Here is a 17290-nt window from a genome sequence, read left to right on the forward strand (position 1 = left end):
CAGAGGTACGCAGAGGGAAGCGCAGAGGTACGCAGAGGGTTTCGGGGGATTGGTGGAAAGGCGCGATCGCATCGTCTGAGGTCAAGAACTTTATCGTCCTAGAATAGTTAGCTGTAAGAACCATGAACAATAAACCCTAAAAAAATATATAATCCGCCTCGGCCATAAGATAGGCTGTATCTGGACAGATGCAGCACCGTGATGACCAGCGCTTACATCCTGATCGTGGCAATATTACTGTTGGGAGGAGTCCTCGCCACCTTAGGCGATCGCATTGGTACGAAAGTTGGCAAGGCGCGGCTGAGTTTATTTAACTTACGTCCTCGCAAAACGGCGACGGTGGTTACGATTATGACCGGATGTTTGATTTCTGCCTCAACTTTGGGTATTCTATTCGGTTTGAGTGAATCCCTGCGGGAAGGGGTATTTCAACTGGATAACATCCTGCGACAACTTAGACATGCGCGTCGGGATGTGGAAACTCTAAATGCCCAGAAACAGCAAGTAGAGAACGAACTCGCTCAAACCAGAGCCGAGCAAGCTAAAGTGCAACAGCGTCTGAATGAACTCAACAGCAATTTTCAGCAGGCTCAAGCTCAACTGCGAGATATCTCGAAACAGGCAAGTAATCTACGTTCCGAAATTCAGTCGCTGTTGGCTGAACGTCAGCAGTTAATTGAGCAACGAAATCAACTTAAGGCAGAAATTAGTCAGCTTAAAGAGTTAGTGGCTCAACGGGATCAGGAACTGGAGGAAACTAGCCAGCAACTGGCGCTAAAAAACCAGCAACTCCAGCAGAGAAATGAGCAATTGAGGGAAAAAGAGAAGGAACTCGCCCAAAAAGATAAAGTTATTCAAACCATTGCTGAACGACAAGCTCGTCTCCAAGAGGCGATCGCACAACGGGAAGCCCGTCTTCAAGAACTGCAAGCCGAACTCCAAGAGGCGATCGCACAACGGGAAGTTCGCTTGGCTCAACTGGAAGAGGAACTTGCCCAACGGGAACTCCTCATCGTCCAACGCAACCAACAACTACAAGATCAAGAACAACAACTGGCGTTTTTAGAACGGCAAGTTGATATTCTGGAGCAGTATTATCAGAACTATCAAGCCCTGCGTCAGGGCAATGTGGCAATTTTGCGTGGTCAAGTGCTGGCATTTGGCGTGGTGCGTATTGTTGAACCCTCAGCCGCATCTGAGGCGGTTGATCAACTCCTGCGGGAAGCTAATCGAACCGCCACTGACATTATTTTGCCGGGATCTGAGGAACCAAAGGAACCCCTGATTCAAATTACTCAAGCCCAAGCTGAACAGTTAATCGACCAAATTCAAAATGGTGAAGATTATGTGGTGCGAATTCTCTCCGCGGGAAACTATGTGGTTGGGGAAAAACCCATTCAAGCCTTTGCTGATGCAGCGCTCAATCAAGTGGTGTTTGAACCAGGGGAGGTGTTAGCCGCAATTTCTGTCGATGCTTCAACCCTGACGAATAAAGCGATGCAACAGCGCATTGACCAGTTACTCGCCGCCTCTCAGTTTCGCGCCCGTCGGGCTGGAGTCCTCGGTCCGATTCAAGTTGCAGATGGTGATTTTTCTACCCTGATTCGTTTTATTGAACAGTTGGCGGAATCTGAGCAACCTCTGGCGGTGAGAGCTATTGCCCAAAACCAAACCTCTACCGCAGGACCGTTGAAAATGCAGTTAGTCGCGATTCAGAATGGACAGATCCTGTTTAGCACTTAAGTTCAATGGTTATGACTGGCATGCTGGTGGGCGATGCCCACCCTACAGCTCCCAGACTAGGCATTCCTTGTCTCTACTGATGCATTTTGCCATCTGGCAAAACAGCGCCTGTGAGTATGGCGGCTTTAAAGTTAGCCCCCATGACAATTGCCCCTCGCAGATCAGCAACCATCAAAATTGCCTTGGATACATCAGCGCGAATCAAACAGGCTTGAGAGAGATCAGCGCCCCTCATATCCGCCCCTTGCAAGATTGCCCCAATTAAATCGGCATTCTTTAAGCTTGCCCAATGTAAAATAGCTTGGTGCAGCATTGCGCCGTGTAAATCGGCTTGATAAAGACAGGCTTGGGCAAGATTGGCAAACATCAAGCTAGCTTCCCGCAGGTGCGCTCCCGTCAAATTAGCCCGTTTTAAGTTGCATTCAATCAATGTGGCTCTGACTAACTCAGCCCCTGTTAAATTGGCATCGTTGAGTTCAGCTTTGCTTAAATTAGCGACGCTTAAGTTGGCTTGACTCAAATTGGCTTCGCTCAGGTTCGCTCCTTTCAAACTAGCGCCACTGAGATTAGCACCGCTCAAGTCGCTGTGTCTCAGATTCGCTCCATTGAGAATTGCTTCAGTCAGATAGGCTCCCCGGAGTTCAACTCCCTCAAAATCTCGCTCTCCGGCAGCATAACCCTTTAGCAATTCAGCAGCATCCATAAAAATTCCCAGGTCTTAGCCTCTCGCTAACGTCCTAATTCATCGGTGATTTGAGGCAGTTGCACCTGGTCGGGATGGGATTATCCTTGATTTACCCCCTATGAATAGAGTAATCACGATAACTCACCTTAGTAATGATACGCACCCAAGTTAGATACTATATCGTATTTTTGACACTCCTCTGGAACATCTGGTGACGTATCGTTGGGAAATTGGTTGTCAAGCAATCCTCATATAATTTAATCTTTCTCATCTAGAAGATAAAAATAAGTTGAAGCCGCCACTCTTTACCCTGACGAATGAGTTCGACTTGCCGAATAAATTCTCGAAAATAAAATCGGCGCTCAGATTCCGATAAATCTGACCAGAATTGGGGAATGGATACGGTTTGTGCGATCGCGCCTAAATTCACAGGGGGCAGGGAGGCAAGCTGGGAAAGGAGTTGAGACTGTTCCGTGCGGAGTTTATAGGCGCGGATCTGGGCGGTTTCGGTATCCAGGACACCTGTGGCGGTTAAGTGGTTAAGCTGGTCTAATACCGCTTTTTTCTCAGTAATCTGGCTGATTAGAGATTTTTTGACATCATCCAAGTTGGGCAGGTTCATCCCGGCTACGGCACGGGGTAACTCTTGACAAATGGTTTGAATTGTGGTTACTAAAACCTGTTGATAGGGAATACTACGGCATTTAGGGCGCTTGGGACAGTTAACCGGACGCAGGTAAACATATTCCCAGTTCTGGCGGGGGCGAGTGACGCTGGTGACACTCATCTGAGATTGACACTCACCACAGACGACTAAACCGGCTAAGGAACGGGGGGCGCTGGCTGTTCGAGACGGGAGGCGACGGTTGCGACGCAGCAGACGGTCAATTTGGGCGGCTTCTTCGCGGCTGAGAATCGGGCTATGGGTGTCACAGAGAACTTCTCCGTTGCGATAGGCGAGATCACCCCGATAAACGGGGCTGGTTAGCCAACGTTTACCTGTTGCCACTGAGATTTTTTTACTATACTTTTTTTCCAGATACCGCACCGCACCGCGTAATGAGCCGTATAGCAGAAATTGGTCAAAAAAATCTTTGACTAAAGGGGCGGTACTGCGATCCAAAATATAGCGGTCTTTGCCCCGTCGATAGCCGTAGGGGGCTTTTCCCGGTGGAGGTAAGGCGTTGAGACGATTACGGGCATGTCCTTGACGCAGGCGGCGAGAATTGGCTTCTTGCTGGACTTCACTGAGAAGTTTGAGTAAGTTGGTTTGGGAGTTGGTGTCATGGGAGGAGTAGGATTGTTCAGTCGCTATGACAATCACACCTAGGGCTTGGATTTGAGTGAGGCGATCGCTCACTTGTGTAATAGAATCGCCTAGTTCCTCTAAACGGCGGATCAGCAAATAATCAGTCGGTTCAGTTTGACAATCAGCGATGAGTTGTCGCCACTGTTGACGCCCACCCAAGTCTTGATAGACTTGATCCACCTCCCAACCCCAGATCACTGGATCAGGAGGAGATTCTAAGAGGGGATCGCTGTAGAGGTAGGCGACGATTCGCATTTTTGAGTTTTGAGTTTTGAATTATGACGAATGACAAATGACGAATAACTAAACTTGACTTAGTTCAACGATGTTACCATCGGGGTCTTGGGTGAATAAAGCCGCACGACCAGACGCACTCATTTGGATCGGGCAGTTATTTGCTAGTAGCTTGGTTTTGGCGTCATCTAAGCTAGCAACCGAGAAGGCGACGTGAGGGTTGCGCCCCCATCTTTCGGGGTTTTGCCGGTGAGTTGAAAGTGTAGTGTCAACGATGAGGTGGAGTTGAACATCGCCAATCTGATACCAGACACCTGCATATTTTAGCGATCGCTCGACTTTCGATAACCCTAAGATGTTGCCATAAAACTGTTCAGCGTCCTCCAGGTTAGAGACGAGAATAGCCGTATGAAGACATTGGGTAATTTGCATGGGAGTTAGCTGTTGAATGCGATTCTAGCTTTCATTGTGCCGGATAGATGGGTGGATGCCATTGTGTTTGAGTCAGTCATCGTCCATAAGGTGAATAGCACGCTCCTTAAGCAGAATGTCGCCAATTTGGACGCCAGGAAATAAATGTCCGCGTCAAAGCTCAAGTAAGAATCGAGCTTACTAGGTAGTGCTGTGCTTTATGGCGGCTATGAGTTCATCAAGGGTGCAGTTCAACACCTCCATCAACAGTTTCGTTTGCTCAAACGTCAGCTTAGGCTCAACCGAACCTTTTTCCCAAATGGAGATTGTCTTTTGCGTCACTCCGATGGCACTGGCAAGTTCTTGCTGAGTTAAGCCAGCTCTTTGCCGCAACTTCGTTAGTGTGAGTCGAGCATTTTTTTCAGGCATTATACTTTAGAGTATATTGTGGCAAGCAATATACTCAGACATTATCAGCAGATTGCGATCGCGGTGATGCTAAGTCATCAGGCAAATCATCAATCGTCCACTGCAATACTCGACAAAGTGCTTTTACTTGCGGCAAAGTCAGCTTGGCTTCCCTGTACCGTCCCGTTTCCCAGTTACTTACAGTTTGCACAGATACATTGACAGCTATAGCCACATCCCTTTGAGTCAAACCCAACTGATCTCTGCGGCTTTTTAGGGGGGATTCCTGCTCGATTTGTTGTTTTTTGATCATGTTTAATCACGATACACCCTTTAACTCATCTGTTCATGGCTATAGTGTCTCACTTGGAACACCTGTGACATCAAGACCCATCGCCCCACAAACAGTCTGAAGCGAAACGCCTAACTCACGCGCTAGAGCAACCGCTCTGTCAATTCGTGGCAGCTTAATTCCATTTTCCCAATCGTAAATTTGGCGTTCAGAAACTCCGATGCGCCTTCCTAGCTCAGAACGGGTCAGTGCCGCCGCTTCTCTAAGGAGCCTTAATTCAGATTTGCTTTCGTTTGAGTCGGTCATTATAGAACTTAAGTTCCGGAACTTTAGCTCTTGACAAGCTCAATAAACAGGAGCTAAAGTTCATCTTGGTACACAACATCAAAGACCAGACAACTTAAACAGCTCCGTCAAGATACGGCGTGGCTGACTGGTCTTTCCTTTTCAGTGTCTCATCTTAACCAAATATCCATGAAAAAATCCCCAGCGACGGAAGCTCATCGCGTCGCCACAGATATTGCTGCCATAAAATCCGCCCTCCAACAACAGGGCTACACCACCCGCAAGCGACCCAAACAAGCCGCTTGGACAATTATTCCGCTCAATCAGCGCGGAACTGGCAGAAAACCTCAGGAGTGCTATCTGCTGACCTATCAGCCTGCCCCTGTCAGCACCTGGATACTCCACCTCCAAACTCTCTTGACTCTGATTCACACTGCTTTAGCCAAACAACCTACAACGAGGAAAATCTCATGAGTTATAAGGATCAACTCAAACCTTGGTGCATCGTTCATCGCCTTCCCAAACTGCAAAATGCGATTATCCTGCGCTGTCGCCGTCGCAGTGATGCCGAAGCCTACCTGCGTATCTTTCAAGCCAATAACCCCACAGGTAGTTATCAAATTGTATTTGACGTCACCCCAGAAACCATAGCAAATCAGCGCCTAATCCTGAAATCTTACCCCAACAGTTAATCATCAGATCCCCCAAACTCCCCATAACCCATGTTTGGACGAAGGGCGGGTTTTGCCTTTGAAGTTATCGGTAGATACCAAAATTAAACGGCTAAACCCGCCCCTACAACTGACATGCCATGGTATGTCTCTACCTATTGCGATCGCTAAATCTAGTTACTAGACCGATGCTTTAGGGGGATCGAAAACTCGAAAACTCGCCAAATCAGCAAACTGATATCATGACACCTTTATTTCGCCGCCTCCAACCCGCCCAGAAATTCCGCATCAGCCTCGCCACGATCGCTCAATTCTTAAAAATTCCTAAACACCTAATCGTGCGTGTGGAATCCTGGGCATATATCGTCTTTGTTCATCGCCGTGACAAAGGCGGACAATTCATCAGTTATCGCCAATTACGCCATTGGTTCACCGCGATCGCCTGCCAAATTCAACACTGCACCACCTGCCAACAACTGCGGCAATTGTGGCTTGCAATTGAGAGCGATCGCAAACGACACCATAAGCAATACAATCACCAGCATGTCTCCTGGTTATGCAATCTCTGGACACAGCACTGGCAAAGGCTTGGGTATGAACAACCGATGATCTCCTAACCTGGAGACACTTGCATCGCGATATCCCTGGATATTTGCTCAAAACACTCGTTCATTAGGAATTTTAATCTGATCTACAGTGCTATTGATTAAACTCAAAGACTCAATAGCTGGTAATCGTAGATCCTCACGAATCTCGTATACTTGCTCTATAGGGCTTATCTATCGTGTAAAATCATCAGGTATAATCGCACCTGTGAGATCTGTACTCTCAAGCTGAGTATCTGTTAGGTTTGCCGCCGTTAAATCAGCATTTCTTAAGTAAGCACCCCTCAGATCTGCATCAATCAAATTCGCCTCTGTCAAATTGGCATTTTCTAAATTAGCACTTTGCAAATTCGCCCCTTGGAGGTTAGCTTCACTCAGATTAGCCTCTCTCAAATCAACTGTTCTCAGATCCATTTCCCTCAAATCAGCGCCACTCAAATTACATCCAGCACATGCACCCGTTTGCTGCAATTGCTGTATTTCAGGTAGAGACGCGCCATGGCGCGTCTCTACTAACTGCACAGGATTGGTAATCCGAGACGCGATCGCGAAACCCGTACCAATCACCGCCAATACCCCAACTTTCAACACTAACATCGGCGTAATCCCAGACTGGAGTCGCTGAAACTGATCCGAAGTTTGCGAATTCCTCACCACATCAATCGGTAACAATTCCGCCAGCGCCGTCGCCGCATTAGGGAAGCGATCGCTCAATTTAGGGGCGACCATTTTATCCAGCCAAGTGATAAACTGAGAATTCAGACCCGATACCAGAGATTTATAGTTAATTCGACAGTCCTCATCCATTAAATTGCCAATATCAGCGGATTTGGTCTGAGTTAGTAAACAAATCAACGTTACCCCTAAACCATATAAATCAGACGCTTCCGTGAGTTGCCGATTAAACATCTGTTCCGGTGGCATAAATCCTAACGTCCCCTTCACCACACTACTCGCCGCCAAATCATCCCCAAAAGCACGCGCTAAACCAAAATCGACTAAATAAACTTTAATCTGGGGGGAACGCTCGACTAAAATATTTTCCGGCTTAATATCTCGATGGATAATCGGCGGAACTTGCTGTTGTAGGTAAACCAACACCTCCAAGAGTGCGATCGCAATTTGTTTAACTTCCTCTGGGGTAAAGGATTGGGGAACGGCTAAAGAGGGGGCTTGCTTGTATTCCTGAATTAAGCAAAAACCATCAGGAGTTTCAAACGCATCCATGTACTGAGGGATACTGGGACAATCCAATTGTTGCAGCAGGGTAATTTCCCGTTCATGTGCCTCAAAATCTGACCAATTCGCACCCGTTTTGGCAAATTGAAATTGTTTAATCACCACAGGTTGTTCTGTGGAGTGATGAGTGGCTAAATAGGTTACTCGTCCACTACTACGGTTGTGTCCCAGTTCCCGCTGAATCTGATAGCCTTGCTGAGAAAATTCGGCAAAATTGTTATTGGAGTTTTGAATAATAGAATTCATGGCAATAATCAATTTCTTTCTTAGGTTTTGATAAAAGTCGGGTCAGATTGAACTTTGAAGGGAAGTATGTCACCTTTAATTCTCTTGTAAGGGCACCATCCTTGCGCCCTTACAATTTACCTCATCAGACGGTAAATGGCTATAATTAGAGCTAAAATATTAGCAAAATCAGTCCGTTTGAGTCGAGGGCGACCCGATATTATTGAGTAGATTTCAATTGTTAGTTTGTGCAGCGGATCGCCCCGAGGAGGATTCCAATTTTTGGTTTAGGCTAGCGGCTCATTTACTTGTTTCCTCCACCCCACCCATTCAGCCGATTGTCTCTACAGCGATTTTGCCTGCTTCACTAACCGAATAAACTCGGCTCGGTATCCATCTAAATCTGCCCCCTGAGATTGACTAGCCAGCTGCAAAACGTGATCAAAATTTCCATTACCTTTGTACTGAGACTTTCTCAATACCATACCAAATTCAGCAACAGATGCCGAGAATTTAAAGTTATCCGAGGCTTGTGCTAAGGTTAATTCCTGATCCAAAACGGGTGATATAATCAGTTGAGATGTATCCTGATCCGGCTGCTTATACCGTAACTTCACCTGCATTAAGTCATTCGCCGAAAACGACATGGATTCATCGGTTTTCTGTTGAGAGGTGACGAGATCAACATCCGATAACGGCACATCACTCTTCACTCCCAGGGGAATAATTTCATAGAGGGCGGTAACGGAATGACCAGCGCCTAATTCACCCGCGTCTTTTTTATCATCCTGAAACGCTTCATTTTGCAGCCGCCGATTTTCATAACCAATCAGCCGATACCCTTGGACTTTTTCCGGGTTAAATCCCACCTGAATTTTCACATCTTTTGCAATGGTGAGTAAAGTTCCGCCGATTTCATTAACCAGGACTTTATTCGCTTCCAGGATATTGTCGATGTAAGCATAATTGCCATTGCCTTTATTGGCAATTTTTTCCATCTTGGCATCTTGTAAATTGCCTGTGCCAAATCCTAGCACGGTAAGGAAAATGTCTTGCTCTCGTTTCTCTTCAATCAGGCTGACTAATTGCTCATCGCTAGAAATGCCGACATTGAAATCCCCATCGGTGGCAAGAATGACACGGTTATTACCAGATTCGATAAAATTCTCTTGAGCCAGTTTATACGCTAGCTTGATTCCCTCACCTCCAGCCGTTGAACCCCCGGCTTCGAGTTTATCAATTGCTGCTAATATGGTGTCTTTTTGGTTTCCAGGTGTTGGTGGTAGTACTGTCCCCGCCGCCCCCGCATAGACAACGATACTAACCTGATCTTCATCTCGCAATTGGTCAACGAGTAACCGTAATGATTCTTTAAGTAAGGGGAGTTTATTAGCGTCCGACATGGAACCGGAAACATCTAACAAAAAGACCAGATTACTGGCGGGTAAATTTTCAGTGGAAATGCTTTTCCCCTGCAAGCCAATGTGAACTAATTTGTGTTTTGGATTCCAAGGTGCTTCGGCAACTTCTGTAGTGATAGAAAAGGGTTTATCGGCTTCCGGTTGCGGATAATCGTAAGTAAAATAGTTAATTAATTCTTCAAGCCGCACCGCATCGGGTGGTGGAAGCTGACCCTCATTGATAAAGCGCCGCATGTTACTATAAGAAGCAGGATCGACATCAATGGAGAAGGTAGAGAGAGGATTACTGCTAGCGTTTAAAAAGGGATTTTCCGGGATAGAACTGTAGGTTTCGCGGTTAGATTCTTCGGGAACTTGAGGATTAGGGGTATCGGCTTGCGGTGCTAATTTAGTCCCTGGGGGAGGAGCTACCTCTGGCGAGACTTGAATTTGAGCCTGGTTGCTAAGAGATTCAGATGTAGAATATCCTCCATCCTCCCCTTCGCAAGCAACAGTAAGCGCTCCCAATATAGCGGCGAGTCCTAAAGTTGCGATCGCTCTATGTATAGTTTTCATGATTTCCCCTTACAACTGATATTTAGTCGGTTGGATAAAAAACTTAATTGCTAACTATTAGTTTCTGTAACTCCCTAGTTTTACCATCGGTGTTTGTCATACAACCCATGGTTGCCAAAACTGTAACGGTAGCGAAGCCTATCTCGTTCTAATATCAATAGGATCGTTGCGTCAGTTTGGCTTTCTAGAAGGATTACAGCTCTTAATTATGTAGCATATCCTATTTATCTCTCACGGCTTCCCTACTTATGCAAGTTAGTCAAGTGTCCTAGAATACCGATTCACTTACAAGGGGATTGGACGAAGGGTAGTAAGGCTTGCGATCGCGCCAGAGTTGGGGTGTCTCTTTTGATTGCAGCGCTTTTGCTAGTAAGCGAGGTACACAGATCCCCGACTTCTTTAAGAAGTCGGAGATCTTGCTTAGATAGACTGTACTTCATTCACCGGACAAATGACGAATCACTTATTCGCTGCACTAGCCGACGGTAGCGAATGACCCGCATTCGGATCGAAGGAAGGAAATGGTGCAGTTCCACCTAAATATGTGGGTAAAATTCCATCCCATTTCTTAATCATTTCCTCTTGCAATTCTAACTCCCGCAAACGAATCGTTAAAGGTGAAACCGTTGAGGCTTTAATCCGAGAGGCTTCGGCTTCTCCCCTCGCTTCGGCAATTTTTCGCTTGGATTCGGCTTCGGAAACTTCAAGTTGTGCTTTGGCGGCTACGGCTTGCTGTTCAGCTTGGAAACGAGCCGTTATTTGGGCTTCAATTGATTCATCAAATCGAGGCTTACTGACAAAACCTATCGAATCAAATGTAACACCAACCGGACTAAATTTATTATTCAAGCAAGTTTGGACATCTTTGAGTAATTGTGCCTGCTTGTTTCCCACAATTTCTTCAGGTTTCAAGCCAGTGGCTGACTCGTTAAAGCAATTACGGGTTTCGCTGCGAACTAAGGTGGCTTTAAACTGTTCCGGCTCTTTCAGATACTTCCCGTAAAAGTCTTTAATTTTCTGGGTGTTGAAAAAATACGACAGGGAGACATCAGCATTAACTGTTGTACCACCAACACCAAAGCTGATGCTTTCATCAACTGGAGAGCCTTCTTCCGTTGAAGCCGTTAAGATATAATACTGAACGTGGTCTGGAAAAACGACAATTTCTTCAGTATAGCCATTATACCAAACCTTACCTGTACTAATTGTCGCATTTTGTACTCCACGGTTTTCACCATAAAGCTCGACTTTGAGTCCGACATAGCCAGCAGGTATCCGCTTGACGCTGGTTCCAGGAACAGCACCACAACCCGATGCAATAATTGCTAAAGCAACCGTTATTCCAGTAAGTTTTGAGAAACGATGAGGTCGATTTTTCATGGTCTTAAATTCTTGACTAAAATTATCCAAAACCTAAGTGCTATTTGACCCAAGATTGCGTTAATTTTATAACACAAATATTGGTTAAAAGATCACTTTATGGGTTTCTGCATATTGTGCAACTAATGAAGAGATAAAACTGATAATTTATTCAGTTTGTATCCAAAAGTTCAACGAAGGAAACATCACAATCAGGAAAAGCGTCTTTTATCTGCTTGTGTCGGACTTGAGCATTATGAAGTCTCGCGGTAACATGACTGACAGAAGCTCCCGGTACAATGAGTAATCCGACGACGTAATAACTTACGCCCAACCAAACTTTTTGGTCACTGGGAGAACTAACGAGGTTTGCGGCATTACCTAAAAGCCAAAAACAGAAAATAAGTTCTATAGTTCCTACTGCTATCCATTTTGTCAGGGTTTTCATGAGTTTTGAAGGAGATAATCAATTCTGGTATGAGAATGAAGTAACAGCGGCTAGGCTGTCTTCTTTAACAACCAAAACAATGTTTGATTTAATTCTTATCTTAATTATCTCTACTCAGTCATACACAACGAAGGCATGTGTATGAACACTCACAAGTCGGTGTTGCATCCACAGACGTGTATCGGTAGAAGTCACGCGAAAAAAATAGGGGCAATTCGTGAATTGCTCCTACAGATGGTGATTTAATGGTAAGGCAAGGTCTTCTTCGCGCCTTTGTAACAGAAGTTGTCAATCTACAGGCTGATTAATTCGTCTTACTCGCACAAGGATTCTCTTTCCCCGCACAAGGATTCGCTTGAGTTTCAGTCGCACCTTCAGGCTTGGGTTTGGCGGCACAGGGATTCCCACAGCCCGTTGCTAACCCCAGACTTAGAATAGAGGCAATGGTGAGTGATTCACAGTATGGTGAAACCTGAACAAAAAATAATTGCCGCTGATTATACTCTAGTTGTAAAATAAATGATGGAAAGTAGCGATTGGTTAGTAACAGATAATGGAGACTGTCTAGGCTGTAAGGTTCAGGAGAGTGAAACATCTACAGGGTACTATAGACTTTATCGCTTTCTAACCGATGTAGAAGATATTCTGGAAACTATCAAGGATGATCGCCAACGCCTAGAAAAAATTCGCCCGTTAGTCCGCCGTTTACTGACAAGTTCCGATTGGCTACAAGGTGAATATCGCGAGCCCAATCCCGATACAGGGTGGTCTGTCCTGATGCTTTATGATGAGCCAAAATTTCCCTTAACCGTACAGACTGTAGTTTGGTTACCTGGACGAGTCTCTCCGATTCATAATCATGCCGCTTGGGGAGTTGTAGCATTGATCAGTGGTGAAGAAAAAAATACATTTTGGCGACGGACTAGGGATTCAGAAGGTCGCGATCGCATCGAAAACAGAGGTGAACAGGTTCTAGTTCCTGGCGATATTATCAGCTTTATGCCGGATGCGATTCACCATGTAGAAGCGATGGGAGAGGAACCGACAATTACCTTTAATCTTTATGGAGAAACGGATTATCAGCAGCGATTTGAGTTCGATCCGATTACCCACACGGCGAAAAACTTCTAATCTGGCGTGGCACAGCTAAAATAGTGGCATGGATTTGACGGTTAAATCAGGCGCAAGCAACCTATTGTAGGGGCTCTTTCATTGCCGTGCCCCTGCTTTGTGCCTTTTGCTATACAATGTACGTTCTCTAAAATTTGGCTAGGTGATTATCGATGAAACCACCAAGTTCTAATGGTGTCGTGCTTAGAGAGGATTTCTGGATTGACCCCATTCACAGGAGGACAGGAGTCCCGATCAAGAGATAAGTTTTCCCAATAACTGATGTTAGCATTTATCTTTGAAGTTAATGAGTCAGAGTCAAACCGATTAAATACCGTGGTTTTGGAGTCGCGATCGCAAAGAAGTCACCCGCTACCATCATCGATATTCCCCCAGTCGCCGTGAACAGAATTGAGAGGTTATTCGCCATGTCTAATTCCCCGACAAGTTTAATTGTGGCAGAACCGAAAGCAACCTATCAATCCGGTGATGATCAGAATCGCTGGGTGGAGACGCTGGTGGATTGTCCGGGACTCGAAGGACTGTTGACGTACCGCATCCCAGCTGATGTGTCCGTTAAACCGGGGGATATTCTGACAGTTCCATTGAATAGCCAACAGGTGGGTGCAATCGCGATTCGCTTACTGGCTTCTCCCCCTGCTGATGTGCCATTGGCGAAAATCCGGGAGGTGGAGGATGTGATCGGTACGGGGTTTTTTGAGAACTCCTATTGGCGAGTATTGGAACGAGTGGCGCAGTATTATTGCACACCTCTGATATATGTAGTTCGGGGGGCGTTACCGCCAGGATTGTTGATGCGATCGCAGCGGCGAGTTCGTTTGCATCGAGAGGCGATTCCTGATGGTGCAGATACGTTTGTCGGTCGAACAGCGCGTCAGATTTTAGCACTCCTAGACGCCCAACCGGAAGGGGATTACAGTGTCGCCTATCTACAACGCCAGGTAAAAGGGGCGCGGCGCGGGGTGAAGGAGTTACTCAAACGCGGCTGGGTGGAAAGTTATTTGAAACCGCCTCAACCTTCACGCCCCAAGCTAAAGAAAGCCGTCACCCTAGTCGCAGATCGCTTTGACGCTGATTTAACCGAACGACAACGGGAAGTGCTAGATGTACTGCGGCGTCGGGGTGGGGATATGTGGCTCAATGAGTTGTTGCAAGTCTGTCATGCCACGTCTTCTATTGTCAACAAGCTGGCAGAAAAAGGGTATGTGGTGGTTGAGTTGCGGGAAATTCTCCGGACACTGGATCAGCCAAATGTGGCAGACGATCGCCCTAAAGTATTGACAGAGGCACAAACTCATGCATTGCAAGGGATTCAAAGTTTGAATGAGTATAATCAAGTGCTATTGCATGGGGTAACAGGGTCGGGGAAAACCGAGGTTTATCTGCAAGCGATCGCGCCGTTGTTAAGGGCGGGAAAATCTGCCCTGGTGTTAGTTCCAGAGATCGGTCTAACGCCTCAACTCACCGACCGATTTCGCGCCCGCTTTGGCAAAAAAGTGAATGTGTATCACAGTGGGTTATCCGATGGTGAACGTTATGATACCTGGCGACAAGTCTTAAGTGGAGAACCCCAGGTCGTTATCGGGACGCGATCGGCAGTTTTTGTTCCCTTACCCAAATTGGGTCTAATTATATTAGATGAAGAACACGACTCCAGTTTCAAGCAAGACAGTCTTTCTCCTACCTATCATGCCCGTACCGTCGCCCAGTGGCGGGCGGAATTGGAAAATTGTCCTCTAGTTTTGGGTTCAGCTACCCCCTCTTTGGAAACCTGGGTGTCTGTCAAGGGTCAACCCACCAATCTCGACCATAAAACCTATTACCTTTCCTTACCTGAACGCATCCAATCTCGCCCCTTACCCCCTGTGGAAATTGTGGATATGAGACAGGAGTTAAAACAGGGGAATCGTTCAATTTTTAGCCGTTCTCTCCAAGCAGGGTTGCAGCAGTTGCAACAAAAGCAGCGACAGGGGATTTTATTTATTCCCCGTCGTGGACATAGTACCTTTGTTTCCTGTCGTAGTTGCGGCTATGTGATGGAATGCCCAGACTGTGATGTTTCCCTGTCCTATCATTATGCTTATGAGGGGGCGAATCAACTCTTGCGGTGTCACTATTGCAACTATACAACCGCCCATCCTAGTAATTGTCCTGAATGTGGTTCACCGTACCTCAAGTTTTTTGGTAGTGGTACTCAACGGGTGGAACAGGAGTTGGCGAAGGCGTTTCCCGATTTACGGGTGATTCGCTTTGATAGTGATACCACCCGTAAAAAGGGGGAGCATCGAACCTTGTTAACTCGTTTTGCCAATAGAGAAGCAGATTTATTAGTCGGGACGCAAATGTTGACCAAGGGGTTAGATTTAGCGGGAGTAACTTTAGTCGGAGTCGTTGCTGCTGATGGATTATTACACTTATCCGATTATCGGGCAGCAGAACGAGCATTTCAAACCTTAACCCAAGTCGCCGGGCGGGCGGGGCGGGGGGATGAACCAGGTCAGGTGATTGTCCAGACTTATTCGCCTCAGCATCCGGTGATTCAGGCGGTGCAAACTCATGGGTATGAGGTGTTTACCGAGGCGGAATTGGTACAACGGGAATCGTTGAATTATCCTCCCTATGGGCATTTGATTTTGTTGCGGTTGAGTGGGTTAGAGGAGATGGTGGTTGAGAAGGCGGCGGAGGCTTTAGCGGATTGGTTGAGTCAGGCGGGTTCCGGGTATGAGATATTAGGACCGGCGCCTGCGGGGATTATGCGAATCGCCCGTCGTTATCGCTGGCAGATTTTACTCAAGTTTCCCCCAGAGGTGGCGGTAGGATTACCGGATGTGGCGGCGTTGCAGGGGATTTGTCCGCCAGATGTGAGTTTGACGATTGATGTTGATCCGCTGAATATGATTTGACATCCTCACCGCCCTATAAGGACGGTGATTCCCTACCAGTCAAACGCCATTGGTTTGGTTACCAAACCCCTACTGAATGTACTCAAGGGTGGGTTGACAGCTCATCACACACTGCCTCATCCGAGGTCTTACACGCGCTCCCTGTCCGTTTATAGTCGTGGATATGCCCTACCCCGACTCTTTCTATATTTGTGGATGCATTATCATCCCTGTCGTGTTCTTTTCCACAGTTGACACAGACAATTGTCCTGACTGATAAGTTCAGTTTCCCCCAGCGATAACCGCATTCAGAGCATACCTGACTGGTGGGTTCCCATCGGCTAATCACCCGAAAATCCCGGTTGTGCTTATCGGCTTTAGCCTCACACAATAATCGGAACTCACGCCACCCAGCCTGACTGATTGCCCGTGCCAGTTTGCGGTTTTTCAACATCCCAGAAACGTTTAAATCCTCCAAAGCAATCACTTGGTTTTCGTTGATTACTTGGGTGGATAACTTATGTAGGAAGTCCTTGCGTTTATCCCGTATCTGGGTATTAAGCTTGGCTACCTTAACCCGCATCCGTTCACGTCGTTTACTCCCTTTTTGCCGTTTGGCTAACCGTCGTTGGCAACGCTTCAGCTTGCGGTAAAACCGTGAATAGTCTGGACTATCTACTTTCTCTCCATTGCTACAGCAGGCAAAGGTTTTTAGTCCTAAGTCTATCCCGATGGATGGGTTAGGAGCGGGTTTAATCTCCGGTTCCACCTCAACCACAAAGCTGAGGAAGTACCGACCCGCGCAATCCTTAATCACCGTGACTGAACTCGGTTCGGATGGCAAAGGACGTGACCATTTGGTCTTAACTTCCCCAACCTTTGCTAGGTAAACCTTAGCTGCTTTGACTTTGAATCCACCTCTGGTAAACCTGGCAGTTTGGCGGTTGGTTTTTCGCTTAAATCGTGGGGGATTAACCTTGGGTCCTTTGCGCTTACCAGCTCGGGACGAGAAGAAGTTCTTAAACGCTACCCCTAAGTCTGCAACCGATTGCTGGAGAGGAATAGCTGATACTTCGCCTAACCATTCCCGTTCTTCAAATTTCTTAGCTTGGGTGATACAAACCTTCTGCAGTTCACTATTTTTTGGTAACTTCTCTGACTGCTTGCACAAAGCCAAGGAATCATTCCAGACTACCCGTACACAGCCAAACAGCCGCGCCAATGACTGACGCTGACTGGGAGTGGGATAAATTCGGAACTGATACCTAGACTTCATGCTAATATGATAGCATATTGATAATGCTGCTGCCCAGATGAAACAGGTATTGATTAGATGTTCTGATGCTGAGTTCAAACGGCTCAAACAATATTGCGTCCAAACTGAAAG

Annotated in this window: 19 protein-coding genes; 7 read left to right on the forward strand and 12 right to left on the reverse strand. The window is 46.5% G+C overall.

Annotation, left to right across the window (positions count from 1 at the left end; all coding sequences use genetic code 11):
• The first annotated feature begins 201 nt into the window (after positions 1-201).
• Positions 202-1743 (forward strand): DUF3084 domain-containing protein, encoded by a 1542-nt coding sequence (locus RIM23_RS20140; RefSeq protein WP_446368885.1) that lies wholly within the window; start codon positions 202-204, stop codon positions 1741-1743.
• A gap of 73 nt (positions 1744-1816) precedes the next feature.
• Here the strand turns inward: RIM23_RS20140 and RIM23_RS20145 are convergent, their stop codons facing one another.
• The 3 genes from RIM23_RS20145 to RIM23_RS20155 all read right to left on the reverse strand — a co-directional run bounded on the left by RIM23_RS20145 (position 1817) and on the right by RIM23_RS20155 (position 4403).
• A complete protein-coding gene (locus tag RIM23_RS20145; protein ID WP_446368886.1) occupies positions 1817-2446 on the reverse strand; it encodes a pentapeptide repeat-containing protein in 630 nt (209 codons plus the stop codon).
• Between the two features lie 253 nt (positions 2447-2699).
• Complete coding sequence (locus RIM23_RS20150) at positions 2700-3992, reverse strand: recombinase family protein (protein WP_446368887.1); 1293 nt, start codon at positions 3990-3992, stop codon at positions 2700-2702.
• 48 nt (positions 3993-4040) lie between these two features.
• The gene (locus tag RIM23_RS20155; RefSeq protein ID WP_446368888.1) at positions 4041-4403 is read right to left on the reverse strand and encodes a VOC family protein; all 363 of its coding nucleotides are present in this window, start codon (positions 4401-4403) and stop codon (positions 4041-4043) included.
• Positions 4404-4415: 12 nt separating this feature from the next.
• Here RIM23_RS20155 and RIM23_RS20160 point away from each other — a divergent pair, with 12 nt between their 5' ends.
• Positions 4416-4547 (forward strand): hypothetical protein, encoded by a 132-nt coding sequence (locus RIM23_RS20160; RefSeq protein ID WP_446368889.1) that lies wholly within the window; start codon positions 4416-4418, stop codon positions 4545-4547.
• A 36-nt stretch (positions 4548-4583) separates the two neighbouring features.
• Here RIM23_RS20160 and RIM23_RS20165 read toward each other — a convergent pair whose 3' ends face one another.
• The 3 genes from RIM23_RS20165 to RIM23_RS20175 are packed head-to-tail and all read right to left on the reverse strand — an operon-like array spanning position 4584 to position 5388.
• The gene (locus RIM23_RS20165) at positions 4584-4811 is read right to left on the reverse strand and encodes a helix-turn-helix transcriptional regulator (protein ID WP_446368890.1); all 228 of its coding nucleotides are present in this window, start codon (positions 4809-4811) and stop codon (positions 4584-4586) included.
• 34 nt (positions 4812-4845) lie between these two features.
• Positions 4846-5103 (reverse strand): helix-turn-helix transcriptional regulator, encoded by a 258-nt coding sequence (locus tag RIM23_RS20170; protein ID WP_446368891.1) that lies wholly within the window; start codon positions 5101-5103, stop codon positions 4846-4848.
• A 39-nt stretch (positions 5104-5142) separates the two neighbouring features.
• Positions 5143-5388, reverse strand: coding sequence for a helix-turn-helix transcriptional regulator (locus RIM23_RS20175; RefSeq protein ID WP_446368892.1), 246 nt, complete (start codon positions 5386-5388; stop codon positions 5143-5145).
• Positions 5389-5556: 168 nt separating this feature from the next.
• On the opposite strand from RIM23_RS20175, the gene RIM23_RS20180 reads away from it, so the two are divergent.
• From RIM23_RS20180 to RIM23_RS20190, 3 genes are all read left to right on the forward strand, one after another.
• The gene (locus RIM23_RS20180; RefSeq protein ID WP_446368893.1) at positions 5557-5841 is read left to right on the forward strand and encodes a hypothetical protein; all 285 of its coding nucleotides are present in this window, start codon (positions 5557-5559) and stop codon (positions 5839-5841) included.
• Entirely contained in the window at positions 5838-6059 is a 222-nt protein-coding gene (locus RIM23_RS20185) for a hypothetical protein (protein WP_446368894.1), read from the forward strand. The genes RIM23_RS20180 and RIM23_RS20185 overlap by 4 nt, the downstream gene beginning before the upstream one ends.
• 221 nt (positions 6060-6280) lie before the next feature.
• Complete coding sequence (locus RIM23_RS20190) at positions 6281-6655, forward strand: hypothetical protein (protein WP_446368895.1); 375 nt, start codon at positions 6281-6283, stop codon at positions 6653-6655.
• A gap of 162 nt (positions 6656-6817) precedes the next feature.
• Here the strand turns inward: RIM23_RS20190 and RIM23_RS20195 are convergent, their stop codons facing one another.
• The 4 genes from RIM23_RS20195 to RIM23_RS20210 all read right to left on the reverse strand — a co-directional run bounded on the left by RIM23_RS20195 (position 6818) and on the right by RIM23_RS20210 (position 11890).
• Positions 6818-8128: a serine/threonine protein kinase gene (locus tag RIM23_RS20195; RefSeq protein WP_446368896.1), complete on the reverse strand. Its 1311-nt coding sequence runs from the start codon at positions 8126-8128 to the stop codon at positions 6818-6820.
• A gap of 323 nt (positions 8129-8451) precedes the next feature.
• A complete protein-coding gene (locus tag RIM23_RS20200; protein ID WP_446368897.1) occupies positions 8452-10083 on the reverse strand; it encodes a vWA domain-containing protein in 1632 nt (543 codons plus the stop codon).
• Between the two features lie 459 nt (positions 10084-10542).
• Positions 10543-11463, reverse strand: coding sequence for an SPFH domain-containing protein (locus RIM23_RS20205; RefSeq protein ID WP_446368898.1), 921 nt, complete (start codon positions 11461-11463; stop codon positions 10543-10545).
• Between the two features lie 151 nt (positions 11464-11614).
• Entirely contained in the window at positions 11615-11890 is a 276-nt protein-coding gene (locus RIM23_RS20210) for a hypothetical protein (protein WP_446368899.1), read from the reverse strand.
• Between the two features lie 522 nt (positions 11891-12412).
• Here RIM23_RS20210 and RIM23_RS20215 point away from each other — a divergent pair.
• Positions 12413-13021, forward strand: coding sequence for a cupin (locus tag RIM23_RS20215; protein ID WP_446368936.1), 609 nt, complete (start codon positions 12413-12415; stop codon positions 13019-13021).
• A gap of 283 nt (positions 13022-13304) precedes the next feature.
• On the opposite strand, the gene RIM23_RS20220 is transcribed toward RIM23_RS20215, so the two are convergent.
• Positions 13305-13430 carry a hypothetical protein gene (locus tag RIM23_RS20220; protein WP_446359254.1) on the reverse strand — a complete coding sequence of 42 codons (126 nt, stop codon included), beginning with the start codon at positions 13428-13430 and terminating at the stop codon, positions 13305-13307.
• Here RIM23_RS20220 and priA point away from each other — a divergent pair.
• Positions 13429-15924, forward strand: coding sequence for a primosomal protein N' (priA, locus tag RIM23_RS20225; RefSeq protein ID WP_446368900.1), 2496 nt, complete (start codon positions 13429-13431; stop codon positions 15922-15924). The two genes, RIM23_RS20220 and priA, sit on opposite strands and share 2 nt — an antisense overlap.
• Before the next feature lie 82 nt (positions 15925-16006).
• Here priA and RIM23_RS20230 read toward each other — a convergent pair whose 3' ends face one another.
• The gene (locus tag RIM23_RS20230) at positions 16007-17179 is read right to left on the reverse strand and encodes an RNA-guided endonuclease InsQ/TnpB family protein (protein WP_446368901.1); all 1173 of its coding nucleotides are present in this window, start codon (positions 17177-17179) and stop codon (positions 16007-16009) included.
• Positions 17180-17290: the final 111 nt, after the last annotated feature.

The organism is Coleofasciculus sp. G3-WIS-01, from assembly GCF_040223135.1.
Lineage (GTDB): Bacteria > Cyanobacteriota > Cyanobacteriia > Cyanobacteriales > Coleofasciculaceae > Coleofasciculus.